The 12,331-nt window shown below is 59.4% G+C and carries 12 protein-coding genes; 8 read left to right on the top strand and 4 right to left on the bottom strand.

Going from position 1 to position 12,331, the window contains the following annotated elements; all coding sequences use genetic code 11:
- Nucleotide 1: 1 nt before the first annotated feature.
- The 5 genes from V5D86_RS02495 to comD are packed head-to-tail and all read left to right on the top strand — an operon-like array spanning nucleotide 2 to nucleotide 4,893.
- The gene (locus V5D86_RS02495) at nucleotides 2-709 is read left to right on the top strand and encodes a GTP-binding protein (RefSeq protein ID WP_414595152.1); all 708 of its coding nucleotides are present in this window, start codon (nucleotides 2-4) and stop codon (nucleotides 707-709) included.
- The gene (locus V5D86_RS02490) at nucleotides 684-1,325 is read left to right on the top strand and encodes a (Fe-S)-binding protein (protein ID WP_414595111.1); all 642 of its coding nucleotides are present in this window, start codon (nucleotides 684-686) and stop codon (nucleotides 1,323-1,325) included. The genes V5D86_RS02495 and V5D86_RS02490 overlap by 26 nt, the downstream gene beginning before the upstream one ends.
- Entirely contained in the window at nucleotides 1,322-2,560 is a 1,239-nt protein-coding gene (locus V5D86_RS02485; protein ID WP_414595110.1) for a methanogenesis marker 16 metalloprotein, read from the top strand. The genes V5D86_RS02490 and V5D86_RS02485 overlap by 4 nt, the downstream gene beginning before the upstream one ends.
- On the top strand, nucleotides 2,547-3,794 hold the full coding sequence (locus V5D86_RS02480) for a cysteate synthase (protein WP_414595109.1): 1,248 nt from the start codon (nucleotides 2,547-2,549) through the stop codon (nucleotides 3,792-3,794). Before V5D86_RS02485 ends, V5D86_RS02480 begins: the two co-directional genes overlap by 14 nt.
- The gene (comD, locus tag V5D86_RS02475; protein ID WP_414595108.1) at nucleotides 3,787-4,893 is read left to right on the top strand and encodes a sulfopyruvate decarboxylase subunit alpha; all 1,107 of its coding nucleotides are present in this window, start codon (nucleotides 3,787-3,789) and stop codon (nucleotides 4,891-4,893) included. Before V5D86_RS02480 ends, comD begins: the two co-directional genes overlap by 8 nt.
- 857 nt (nucleotides 4,894-5,750) lie before the next feature.
- On the opposite strand, the gene V5D86_RS02470 is transcribed toward comD, so the two are convergent.
- Nucleotides 5,751-5,819, bottom strand: a complete 69-nt coding sequence (locus V5D86_RS02470; protein WP_414595151.1) for a hypothetical protein — start codon at nucleotides 5,817-5,819, stop codon at nucleotides 5,751-5,753.
- 649 nt (nucleotides 5,820-6,468) lie between these two features.
- Between V5D86_RS02470 and V5D86_RS02465 the strand changes: the two genes are divergently transcribed.
- The 3 genes from V5D86_RS02465 to V5D86_RS02455 are packed head-to-tail and all read left to right on the top strand — an operon-like array spanning nucleotide 6,469 to nucleotide 9,019.
- Nucleotides 6,469-7,245 carry an ABC transporter permease gene (locus tag V5D86_RS02465; protein WP_414595107.1) on the top strand — a complete coding sequence of 259 codons (777 nt, stop codon included), beginning with the start codon at nucleotides 6,469-6,471 and terminating at the stop codon, nucleotides 7,243-7,245.
- The gene (locus V5D86_RS02460; protein ID WP_414595106.1) at nucleotides 7,245-8,165 is read left to right on the top strand and encodes an ABC transporter ATP-binding protein; all 921 of its coding nucleotides are present in this window, start codon (nucleotides 7,245-7,247) and stop codon (nucleotides 8,163-8,165) included. The genes V5D86_RS02465 and V5D86_RS02460 overlap by 1 nt, the downstream gene beginning before the upstream one ends.
- 56 nt (nucleotides 8,166-8,221) lie before the next feature.
- Nucleotides 8,222-9,019: a nitroreductase family protein gene (locus tag V5D86_RS02455; protein ID WP_414595105.1), complete on the top strand. Its 798-nt coding sequence runs from the start codon at nucleotides 8,222-8,224 to the stop codon at nucleotides 9,017-9,019.
- Nucleotides 9,020-9,058: 39 nt separating this feature from the next.
- Here the strand turns inward: V5D86_RS02455 and V5D86_RS02450 are convergent, their stop codons facing one another.
- Genes V5D86_RS02450 through V5D86_RS02440 form a run of 3 tightly spaced genes read right to left on the bottom strand, consistent with a single transcriptional unit; the run spans nucleotide 9,059 to nucleotide 11,969 of the window.
- Nucleotides 9,059-10,675, bottom strand: coding sequence for a methylamine methyltransferase corrinoid protein reductive activase (locus tag V5D86_RS02450; RefSeq protein ID WP_414595104.1), 1,617 nt, complete (start codon nucleotides 10,673-10,675; stop codon nucleotides 9,059-9,061).
- Nucleotides 10,672-11,385, bottom strand: a complete 714-nt coding sequence (locus V5D86_RS02445) for a hydrogenase nickel incorporation protein HypA (RefSeq protein ID WP_414595103.1) — start codon at nucleotides 11,383-11,385, stop codon at nucleotides 10,672-10,674. The genes V5D86_RS02450 and V5D86_RS02445 overlap by 4 nt, the downstream gene beginning before the upstream one ends.
- Nucleotides 11,382-11,969, bottom strand: a complete 588-nt coding sequence (locus V5D86_RS02440) for a GTP-binding protein (RefSeq protein ID WP_414595102.1) — start codon at nucleotides 11,967-11,969, stop codon at nucleotides 11,382-11,384. The genes V5D86_RS02445 and V5D86_RS02440 overlap by 4 nt, the downstream gene beginning before the upstream one ends.
- Between the last annotated feature and the right edge of the window lie 362 nt (nucleotides 11,970-12,331).

Below are 12,331 nucleotides of genomic sequence, written 5' to 3'. Positions count from 1 at the left end.
CATCAGGGTCATCGTGGTGGCGGGTCCTCCGAGCGCCGGGAAGACCTCGGTCATCAGGCAGATCATCCGTCATCTCCTCCCCGACGAGAAGGTCGCGTACCTGAAGATCGACGTCGTGATGGCCTTCGAGGACGAGGAGCTCCGCGAGGAGTTCGGCATCCCGACCAAGAAGGTGTACTCGGGCGACATGTGCCCCGACCACATGGGTATAATGGTCACGCGCGACGCCATCTCCTGGGCGGAGGCGGAGGGCGCCTCCGTGCTGATATGCGAGAGCGCCGGACTCTGCCTGAGGTGCACGCCCTACCTGACGGGATGTCTCGGCATCTGCGTCATGTCGGCCATATCCGGCACCCACGCACCTCTGAAGATGGCACCGATGATCGGGCTCGCCGACACATGCGTCGTCACGAAGACCGACCTCATCTCCCAGGCCGAGAAGGAGGTGTTCAGGGAGAGCATCCGTCGCGTGTCCAAGAACATGGACATAGTCGAGACGGACGCGATCCAGGGGACCGGTCTGAAGTACCTCTACCGTCTGGTGGACTCCGCGCCTGTCGCCGAGTCCCCGGACAGCCTCGAGCTGAGGGGGATACCCCCGCTCGGCGTGTGCACGGTGTGCATAGGGAAGAAGAGCATAGGGTGGCAGAACCACTTCGGGGTCATCAGGAGGCTGGACGACGATGACAACATCTACAACGGCGAGTGACTGGGTCCCGCCCGGAAAGAACTGCGGCGCATGCGGGAGCAGGACCTGCGAGGACTTCGTCCTGAGGGTGGGCTCCGGTCTGGCCGCAAGGGAGTCGTGCCCGTTCTACTTCAAGGGCATCGACGGGCGGATCCCCGTCCTCGAGAGGCGGTACAGCGGTACGGACGTGGTCGGCCAGCAGTACGACTTCGTTATATCCGCGCTTCCCGGGGAGCCGTCCGCGAGGAAGATCGTCCTTCCCTTCAGGCCCGACATGGTGGAGAGGATGGACATCGTCAAGGGTGACATCGTCACGGGACGTCCCGCAGGGGCCGGATGCCCCGTCCAGCATGTCATCAGGGTCCTGGACGCGGACCTCGTCACCGGCGTGATCACGGGTCATGTGGTCGGTCCGGCATACGCACGCGGTCGCGACGTCAAGGATGTGAAGGGGTACCACATGCTCGGATTCGAGGGAAAGGCCACGCCCATGGTCAGGGAACCGGCGTTCGGCCTCAGACAGAGCCTCCTCCCCGGATTCTGCATGATGGACCGTGCGCACACCGGCCTGGTCAACATGGTCATCGGGAAACCGTGGGGGACCCATGTGCGCGTGGAGGATGTGGTGATCCTATGACTGACCGTTCCATCGATGAGATTCAGGGCAGGATAGACGATCGCACGGCCAAGGTCATGACCGCCTCGGAGTTCAAGGGACTCCCTGAAGGGGAGAGGAGGTCCGTGGACGTCGTCACATGCGGGACATTCGGCATAATGTCCGGGACGATGGCGATCCTCACCGTCCCCGTGGCATCCCCGGGCACCTTCAAGCGTGCCGATTCCATCACAATCAACGGCGTCCGCGGGAGCGTCGGACCCTGTCCCAACGAGTCCCTCGGACTCGTGGACTGCATATTCCACGGCACCGCCCACAGGGACCGTTCCTACGGCGGGGGACATCTTTTCAAGGACATGGTCGCAGGGAAGCCCCTCGACGTCGTCGTCGAATCGGACGGTGCGACATACAGGAGGACGGTGACCCTGGACGACATCCCGTTCGCCAGGATGGTGCTGACCCGCGGGGCATTCAAGAACTACACGGGATTCGTCAACGGCTCCGACTCGGAATACGCTACGATATTCTCGGGACCGGAACCCATGGGTCCCGGGCTCTCGGAGGCCTCGGTGAGCGGATGCGGGTCCATCAACCCGCTGCAGAACGATCCCGGCATGAGATTCATCCATCACGGTGCATCGGCGCTCCTGAACGGGGCGCCGGGAATGGTCCTCGGCACAGGGACGAGGAGTTCCGAGGAGAAGCCCAACCTCTCCATCGAGGCCGATATGCACCGCATGGATGCGGATTACATGGGAGGCTTCAGGACCTCGGCCGGCCCGGAGTGCCTGACATCGGTCGCCGTGGCGATCCCGATGACCTGCGACGGGGCATTCTCGGACGCCTCCGTCACGGATGCGGGCAGCAGGCTGCCGCTGGCGGACGTCAGGGACAGGAGGCCGGTCTTCACGGACTCCTACGCATCGGTGTGGGACGGTACCGACCATACGGTCTCGTCGGACCTGGACAACTGCATCCACTGCGACGGGTGCTCGGCGGACTCAGTCTGCCCCGTCGATGCGGACCCCTCGAAGGGGATAGACCCAGACAGGTGCATGTCGTGCGGACTATGCGTCCGCGCATGCCCCGGAAACGTCTTCTCTGCCTATCTGGGTAGCGTATCCTACGGGGACAGGGAGGTCCCCATAACGGTCAGGCAGTCCTCGAGGGACAAGGCCGAGCGTCTCTGCTCCATCCTGAAGGAGGAAATCGAGGACGGGAACTGGTCACTGAGGTGTTTCGATGGGAGATTATGAGCTGGTCTGTCTGGAGGATGGTTCGACGGTCGAGGAGAGGTACACGCTCTCCTGCGGTTCCGGGCACAAGGGCCTGTTGAGGACGAACTATCGCAGGAAGCAGCTCCGGGTGCGTCCGTGCGAGGGGATCTTCAAGTTCTACGACTGGCTCCCCGTGCGTTCCACGCTGGAGACCGAGGCGGCACCCGTCGCGTTCCGGAGCGAGAGGCTCTCCAGGGAGCTCGGGCTGAAGGACCTCTGGATAGGGTTCACCGGGTACTATCCAGAGAGGGGTGCCAAGGTGAAGTCATGCACCTTCAAGGAGATGGAGGCCCTGCCCACGTTCGCCCGTCTGAGGGACAACGGGGGAGGGACGATGATCCTCGCATCCGCCGGGAACACCGCGAGGGCCTTCGCGCAGACCGCCTCGCAGACCGGGAACAGGTGTCTCATCGTCGTTCCCAGGAAGGCACGGGACAGGCTGATGGTCGAGGAGGACACCGGAAACGTCAGGCTGTTCACGGTCGACGGCGACTACACCGATGCCATCAGGATGGCCGACCGCATAACCGCATTGGGGGGATTCGTCCCGGAGGGCGGGGCCAGGAACGTCGCCCGCAGGGACGGCATGGGGACCGTCATGCTCCAGGGGGCGGTCACCATGGGGAGGATCCCGGACCACTACTTCCAGGGTGTCGGAAGCGGCACCGGCGGGATATCCGCATGGGAGGCGTCCATGCGCCTGATCGGGGACGGCCGTTACGGAGACAGGCTGCCCAGGCTCAACCTGTCCCAGAACAGCCCGTTCACTCCCATGGCCAAGGCATGGAACGAGGGTCGCAGGACCATCTCCGCCGAGGACCTGGGTGAGAAGGGGGACATCTCGCAGGTGTATGCCGACGTGCTCACCAACCGCAGTCCGCCCTATTCCATGGCGGGCGGTGTGTTCGACGCCATGAGCGAATGCGGAGGGAGGTTCTACGAGGTCTCCAACGACGAGGCGAGGTCCGCGGAGAAGCTGTGGATGTCCTGCGAGGACGTCCGTCCCGACCCGGCGGCATCCGTCGCCCTGGCATCGCTGATCGAGGCGGTGGAGTCCGGGGCCGTGGGCAGCGAGGAATGCATATTCCTGAACATGACCGGCGGGGGCCTGGACCGTGTGAGCGAGGACGTGGAGATGGCCGCGCTCGGAGTGGAGGCGGAGCTTCCCCCGGACATCTCCGAAGAGGACCTGAGAGGTGTTATCGATGTTTGAGAACGAGATGGCGGAACAGTTGGAGAAGGCTGACGTCGACATGGTCATCAGCCTCCCGTGCGACAAGAACAAGGGATTCACCGACCTCGTCCATGAGAGGTTCCCCGTGGTGGACATCACCCGCGAGGAGGACGGTGTCGGGATCTGTGCGGGAGCGTACCTGATGGGAAAGCGTCCGGTGATCTCGATTCAGAGCTCGGGGATAGGGAACATGATGAACGCCATCATGTCCCTCACCGCCTGCTACCGTCTCCCGATGGTCATCCTCGCCAGCTGGCGCGGTGTCGACGGGGAGAGGATCGAGGCGCAGATCCCGTTCAACTCCAGGATCCCGGGGCTGTTGGACTGCTACGGCATCGGGTGCACCGACCTCGCGGACCCGGGGGACATCCCGAAGGTCTCCGGTATCATCGACAGGGCGTTCTCCGAGGGTTCCATCGAGGTCGTTCTGATCCATCCCAAGCTGTGGGGCGAGTCCAGGAGGACCATCACGGAGTACCCTCCAAGAAGGAGGCATGTGAAGGTCGCGATAGACGACGAGTCCGAGCCCCCGACCATGACTCGTCTGGACGCGATAGAGAGGATCATGGCGGCCGTCGGCGAGGACGACATAGTCGTCTCCAACATCGGGGTGCCATCCAAGGAGGTCCATGCCGCGCGGGACCGTCCGCTGAACTTCTACATGCTGGGGAGCTACACCCAGGCCACGCCCATAGGGCTGGGGATGGCCCTGTCCACCGACAGGCGCGTGTTCGTCATCGACGGGGACGGCAGCCTGCTGGGCTCATCGATATTCCCGGTGCTGTCGGCGATGGACCCCGACAACCTCACGGTCATCTGCCTGGACAACGGCACGTTCGGTTCCACGGGCAATCAGATCAACCAGGCCTACCTGGACGTGGACCTGGGGGCGGTCGCGGTCGCGTACGGGATCGACAACGTCTATTCCACCGGCGACCCGGAGGCGCTCGACGGGATCCTCAGGGAGGTGGAGGGCATGTCCTTCGTCCACGTCCTGATAGTGCCGAAGAACTCCGACTCGCCGAACCTGACGCTCACGGCAGCGGAGATCAGGGACCGCTTCATGGGGGCGCTCTGACCCCGCCCCTATTACATATTATATAAGGGGGTGATGATGGCAGGGACCGACGGGTGATGGTTACAATTGGGGACATGTGCCCCATTGTTATCCTCTTTATACAAAGAGCGCTCAACGAGGAACGGCAGTTCTTTCCTTCTGGTGTCTGCCAGCACTCATTAAAGCCAGGTCAGAGCGTATGGACTATTAGCCTATTTAGGAAAATATTATCACATAGTGTTATAACCTGTCCGTCAAATCGAGGCCGTGGTGTAAACCATGGACAAGAAAATCATGGCAGTCGGAATCGTTGCCGTTATCCTCATTGCCGCAGTGGCAGTGTTCTTTGTCACCAAAGAGAAGGATAATGGCGGTGATAATCCGACCGTTACAGACAACGATATGAGCATCATCGGTAGGGTCAACACCGATGGTTCCGGTATCTACTTCAAAGCTGGCGAGAATGCCGCAGATTATGTTACGAAAGTCAATGTCGAGCCCACCTCCGGTGCTTACCTCGGTGGAAACGGAACATGGATCGTCTTTAACCCCAGTGCTTGGGGAGGAAAGGTCATCGGAGATCCCGGAGAGGCTACCATCCAGCATGTCCAGCTTGGTGAGATCGCCAAGGTAATGGGACTCAAGTTTGTGAAGTACCAGATCGGAACTTCCCTTTCGAACGACACCCTGTACTACCTTGCTGGTGTCGGTAACTATGCCAATTTCAAGTCGACTCTCAGCACAACGCCTGCTCTTCTCGGAGCGTTCAACTGGGAGCCCCAGTACTCCATTGCAGCCAGGGACGGATGCGTGGCAATCGCTACCACCAACGACATGTTCCCTGAACACACATGCTGCATCATCGGAGCTTCTCACAGCTACATCACTAACCATTCTGACGAGACCGTCCGTTTCCTCGCCGCATACATAAAGTCTGTGGACAAGATGAAGGCAGCGATCGAGGCCGGCTCTGGTGCCGATTACGATGCACTCATCAAGGTCGCCAAGGACAAGGTCTCCATGCCTGGACTCAGTGATGAACAGAAGGAAGCCGCAATCCTCGATGCTTTCAAACTCGTGAACTACACCTACGCGGACACCACTGACAAGACCGTCAGCGACCCTCTCGCCAACCTCAAGAAGGACATTGCAGACCTGGCTGTGAGCTTCTATCCTGGACAGGTCGGTCAGTCCTACTCCGACCTCGGATTCTCTTCCGCTGAAGCGCTCGCAGAGAAGTTCGTTCAGAGCTCCTACATCAAGGATGCAATGAATTTCGAGTCTCAGGCAAGTTACTCCAAGGCCTCCATCAAGGTCGCAGCCATTTCTGGTGACATCCACCAGCTTGCACTCCATTATGGAATCTCCGAGGGAATCTTCGATGAATACGGACTGGACGTCACTGTTGTTAGCCAGGCTAACGGTCCTGCTGTCTACACAGCCATTCATGCCGGAGAGGCCAGCCTCGGATTCATCGGAGCTCCTCCGATGACCATCAATGCTATGAATGCGAAGGAGATAACGCCCTCCAACTGAACCTGAGAAGGTGAAAACATAGCCGTCCTTAATCTGAAATACGATGAGCACAACAAGTACATGAGGTGGGCACGTACGGCGTTGATCACCGTGATCTCGCTGTCCCTGTTCATGTTCGTATGGTGGCTTGTAGCCGAGTGGGGGGTCTTCGAGACGATCCCTACGCCACAGGAGACCTTCGCTGCTCTTGCGCATTTGATTACGGACGGCGACCCCCTCACGGGGCTGAGTCTTTGGACTCAGATAAAATCCAGTCTCACGACCTTCTTCAAGGGAACGTTGATGGCCCTTATAGTGGCCATCCCCTTGGGTCTCCTGCTCGGATATGTCAAGGTCCTCAACGAGTTCGCGACGCCGATCATAGAGGTCCTGAGACCCATCGCACCTGTCGCATGGGCACCCATCTTCATCGCCACGAAGGCACTCGGATACAGCTGGGGGCCTGGACTAGTGGTATTCATGGGAATGCTGTTCCCCATTCTTACTAGCACCATCTTCGGTGTCCAGAGGATCGATTCCAGCTGGATCGACGCATCCAAGACTCTGGGTGCCAACCGCGGACAGATATTCTACAAGGTTGTGCTCCCCGCTTCCGTTCCTTATATTCTGAACGGTCTCAAGACTGCACTGGGTATCGGATGGATGTGCATCGTTGCAGCAGAGATATTCGCTCAGGCTCTGGGAGGAATTGGTAACCTCATCTACACCATGGCATTGAACTTCTATTGGTCCTATGCCTTCGCAGGTATCATCGTAGTCGCCGTCCTCGGATTACTCACTACAGGTGTTGCCGAACAGGTCGCAAAATACGTTTCGAAGAGAATGGGGATGGAATGATGACCGAGGAAGACAAGTCCGTAGTTGCAGTGGACGAGCAGTCCTTGGTAGCGATCGATGAGGACATCTGTCCTGTAGATGATGAGTCCGCATTGGTCCCTGTCGTAGATTCGACCGACATTGTCCAAGGATATGGGTCCAGGGACCTTGTGGTTCCGGATGACATCCTCATCTCCATCCGCAATCTCGGGAAGACCTACAAGACGGACGATTCCGAGACCGTCGCGATAGAGAACTTCGATCTGGATGTCAAGAAAGGGGAGCTCATCAGCATAGTCGGGCCATCGGGATGTGGAAAGACCACCCTGCTGAGGATGATAGCTGGACTGCTTACGCCCACATCCGGGGAGATAACGATCGATGGGAGGAGATGCGAGGGTCCCGGGCCGGACCGCGGGATGGTATTCCAGGATTTCGCATTGTTCCCCTGGAGGTCCGTGAGGAAGAACATCGAGTTCGGACTCGAGATCGCGAAGGTTCCCAAGGAGGAGCGTAACAGGAGGTCCGACGAGCTTCTGGAGATGGTGGGTCTGGATCAGTTCGCGGATGCTCGCGTCCATGAGCTGTCCGGTGGGATGAAGCAGCGTGTCGCAATAGCAAGGGCACTCGCCACAAGTCCGGAGGTGCTTCTGATGGATGAGCCGTTCGGTGCTCTCGACGCGCAGACTAGGAATCTGATGCAGGAGAACTTCGTCAACATCCTGATGAAGACCGATCAGACCGTCATATTCATCACACACTCGGTGGACGAGGCCGTCTACCTCTCGGACAGGATAGTCGTGCTCACCAAGAGGCCCGCATCGATCAAATCGATCTTCGACATCCCCTGGGAATGGCCCAGGGACCGTGCGTCCCCTGAGTTCACAGCCCTCAGGAAGGAGATCCTCGAGGAACTGCGTTCCGAGAACGTCATGGAGTGACGTCAAACCTTGACCGGGCCCCCAACCATTATAGGGGGTCCGGGCACTTTCATGTCATGGATCACCTATCCATAGACCTTTTCCGTTGCATCGGCTGTTCCGCATGCGCCTCCGTCTGTATCCGCGGCAACATCGTCATGGAGGTGGGGCACCCGTCGGAGACCGGAGGGGGCATGGGATGCTTCGATTGCGGCCACTGTCTCGCGATATGTCCGGAGAATGCCATCTCACTGACCAGGTATCCGGACTTCGAGCCGAGGGAGTACGATCCGCGGGCACCCCCGATAGCCCCGGCCGATCTGATGGACCTCATGGAGAGGAGAAGGAGCAGCAGGTGGTTCACCACGGACCCGGTGACGGAGGAGGAGTTCGGTTCGCTGTTCAGGGCGGCAGGGACCTCTCCCTCGGTGCAGAACTCGGCCGATGTGCGCTTCGTCGTCATCGACAGGGACCTCAGGAGGTTCATGCTCCACATAGCGGACATAATGTCCCCCAGGGCCGACGAGCTCCCCCGGATAAGGCAGCTGATCGACTATCTGAACGACCCGTTCCCCATGGGGAACAACCCGCTCCTGTGGGAGGGGCGCCAGATGATACTGGCGTTCTCCAAGCACAGGGAGGATTCGGTCATAGCCATGGCGCGCATAGAGCTCATGGCCTGCGCGATGGGCCTGGGAGGGTTCTACTCCCATTGGATACAGATGGCCGACGATGAGGACCACGGAAGGTTCATGGGGTTCTTCCCTGGGATGTCCGAGGACCTTGTGCTGGGCGCGGTGTTCGTGATAGGCCACCCGAGGTCCAGGTTCAGGAGGACCGTCCCCCGCGATGTGCCGGACGTCAGAATGATGTGAGGTTAAGAGGGGGTCCGAAGACCCCGTTGACGACCAAGCTCACAGGGAGAGCTTGAGATTGTCGTACTTGTAGACCTTCTCGGGACAGGAGAACTGGCAGCGGTAGCACGCTGTGCCGAGACAGTTCTTGGTCTCGACGACGATCTCCTTGTCGTCCTTGACGGTGAGGGCATGCTCGGGGCACTCCCTCTCGCACTTCTTGCACCCGGTGCAGCCCTCCATGTAGCCGCGGAGCTGGGTCCCGAGCTCGTGCATGATGAACAGTCCGCGCTCTCCGAGGTCGGGGATGTCACGCTGCACCATGCGGTGGATGGTCGGGGTCCCGCGGGGCTTGGGCAGCTCCTGCAGTCCTGCCATGACGTTGTTGGAGTTGTACATCTCCATGGGCATGCCCTCGTCGCACAGTGCGAGCTCCTGGGTGTAGATCTGCTCGAAGATCTTGTCGCCGGCGAACATGATGTGGTTGGCCCTGATGCCGTTGGCGATTCCCTGGAGGGTGTCCAGCAGCTCGGGGTCCTTGAGGATGTCGGTCGCCATGGCGAGCGAGGTGTTGCCCCACTGGTAGATCGTGTCGCAGGAGGGCGGAAGGAGTCCGACGTCCCTGGCCTTCACGGCGTCCACGTACGTACCGGAGGCCCCGGCCATGTACATGACCTTCATGTCCTCGAACTTGATGCCGGCATGCTCCAGCAGGGTGAAGTGCCCGGCGCGCATGGCACCGATGGCCTTCAGGGCCTCGGATATGTCGTGGGAGTCGATGTAGACCCCGTCCTGGAGGTGGAGCTTCCCATCGCTGGTGGTGAGCTTGCCCTTCTTCCAGAGGTTCCCGTCCAGTGCCGCGGCGACGGCGGCGATGACACCAGTACCGGTGATCCCGGTCGCCTTGCCGTGCATGGGTCCGGAGGGGGTTATGGTCTCGAGTCCGAAGTCGACCCTGTCCCCGTCCTTGGGGAGGATGTCGTCGTCGAGGACCTGTGTGACCCACTGGAAGTCGTAGGTCAGGTCGGAGATGGCTCCGGGCCCTGCGAGCATCCCGCATTTGATGGACTGTCCCTCCATGGCGGGTCCCGCCGCGGCGGATCCGGTGTAGATCTCGTCCCCGATCTTCAGGGCCATCTCAGCGTTCGTCCCGTAGTCCGTGACGAGGCAGTTCCTCTTATCGTCCAGGAACCCGCTCTTGTACATCATGGCGAGGGCGTCCGCGCCGATCTCGTGTCTGATCGCGGGCGGGACGAGAAGCTCGCACCCGTCCTTGACATCGAGCCCGACGTCGACGGCGGAGAACACTCCAGCATCCCTCTTCTGGGCCTGGATCCCCCTGGCCTTGTGGGCGTTCTCCCCTGCGAAGGCGAGGTCGTCGACGGGGATCCCCTGGAACAGCGAGAGCTGTATGGGGTTCCCGCAGATGCTCACCCTCTCGACCTGATTGAGGTCCACGCCGAGGGTCCTGATCAGTTTGTTCTCCGTATCGATGAGGATCTTGTGCGCGACATCCGTGCCCACGTTGATGCAGAACGTCAGGTGGTCCATGATGTTGGCACCCGGGAGGGGGTGGCATTCCGTGACCGATGTGGACAGGATCTTACCGTCCTTCAGGTCCACGGCATGGGCCCTGCTCCCGCTGGTTCCTATGTCGATCGATATTCCGTAGCTCATTTTGTTTTCCTCCGTAGTCTGTCGAGGAAGGAGCCTTTCTTCTCCTTCTTCTCGGGCTCTGCATCCCTGCGGCCCTCTTCGTGATCGTGATGATGGTCATGGCAGTGGCATTCCTCACCGTCATGGTGGTGGTGATCGTGGCAATGGCACTCGTGATCGTGGTCATGATGGTGCTCATGGTCATGGCAGTGACACTCCTCGCCGTCATGGTGGTGATGGTGGTGCTCATGGTCGTGATCGTGGCAGTGGCATTCCACATGCTCGTCCAGCTCGTAGTCGAGTCCGGTGTCGTCGATCGCGTGGAACATCCTGTGCCTGAGCTCGTGCTCGTCCACGTCGACGACGGCGCACATGAATGTGAAGCGGACCTTCTCCATGGGCTCGAGGGTGCCGTGGTGCTCCACGCCGTTCTCGAGATCGGTGAGGTTCAGGGTCAGTCCCTTCCCGTCCCCGTCCACGACGGCCGCCTTGATGTGGCCGAGGAGGCATCCGGACTCCTTGGTGACCCACTGTCCGACGGACAGGAGGGCCTTCGCCATCCTGGCCTCGGCGTCCGCGTTCCATCCGGTGATGGTACCCTGCAGGCCCTCCGCGCATCCGTCGGCGACCTCGAGGGACGTCTGCTCATGGTCATGATCATGGTGGTGGTCGTGATCGTGGCAATGGCATTCCTCGCCGTCATGGTGGTGATGGTGGTGTCCGTCGCTCATCTCATCATCTCGTAGAGCTGATCGATGTTCTCGTCGGTCTTGGCGGAGACGGAGAATACCGGCCTGTTGGGGAACTCGGAGTTGAGCCACTTGGTGACCTCCTCGATCTGTCCGGGCCTGGCGAGGTCCTTCTTGTTGATTATGATGAAGTCCGCGTGGGACATCTGCATCTTGAAGAACTGCTCCTTCTTCTTGACGAGGTCGTCGAACCTCTGGATGTCCGCGATCCCGATGATGTACGTCTCGTCGGGGTCGATCATCGACACGTTGACGAGCTCCTTCACCTTGTGGGGGAGGGCGAGTCCGGTGGGCTCGACGATGATTATGTCGGGGTCGATGTCGTTCTTGATGTTCTTCAGGGCGGTCTGCAGGGTCCCCGAGAGGGAGCAGCAGATGCATCCGTTGGGCAGTTCCATCGCGTCGTATCCCTGGGCCTTCAGGGTGGCGCCGTCTACTCCGATCTCTCCAGATTCGTTTACGAGGAGGGCGGTCTTCTCGCCGCGTTTCGTATACATGGAGGCCAATTTCATCAGCAGAGTGGTCTTCCCGCTTCCGAGGAAGCCACCCAGTATGTAGACATACATGAGTGACCCAATAACTCAATCATATATACCCATTGCAAGGATAATTTCCAGGTTTAGCTCAGTTAACTATGCCTGCCACCGCCTGCTATTATTTACTATAGGTATCGCAAGAAAAATGGTGTGTGCTGCATGGGGGCAAGGGTGGTTGGATGCACGATATATCCATCAAAATACTCCGGTAATCGCCGATTGTCTGTACGGATTGACTGTTTGAAATTCCGAATTATAGAAATAATTACAATAATTATCTAATTAGGATAATATTGTTTTTCTTTATATTATAGGCTTTTTTATTTAAATATAATATATAAATGAAATAGCAACTTATTGAGTTATCAATGAAAAGTTGCGGACACTAATAT

Source organism: Candidatus Methanoprimaticola sp. MG2, assembly GCF_047501175.1.
In the GTDB taxonomy this organism is placed as follows: Archaea; Thermoplasmatota; Thermoplasmata; order Methanomassiliicoccales; family Methanomethylophilaceae; genus Methanoprimaticola.
Note: the sequence above shows the minus strand (reverse complement) of the source record. Positions and strands in the feature narration are given on the sequence as shown.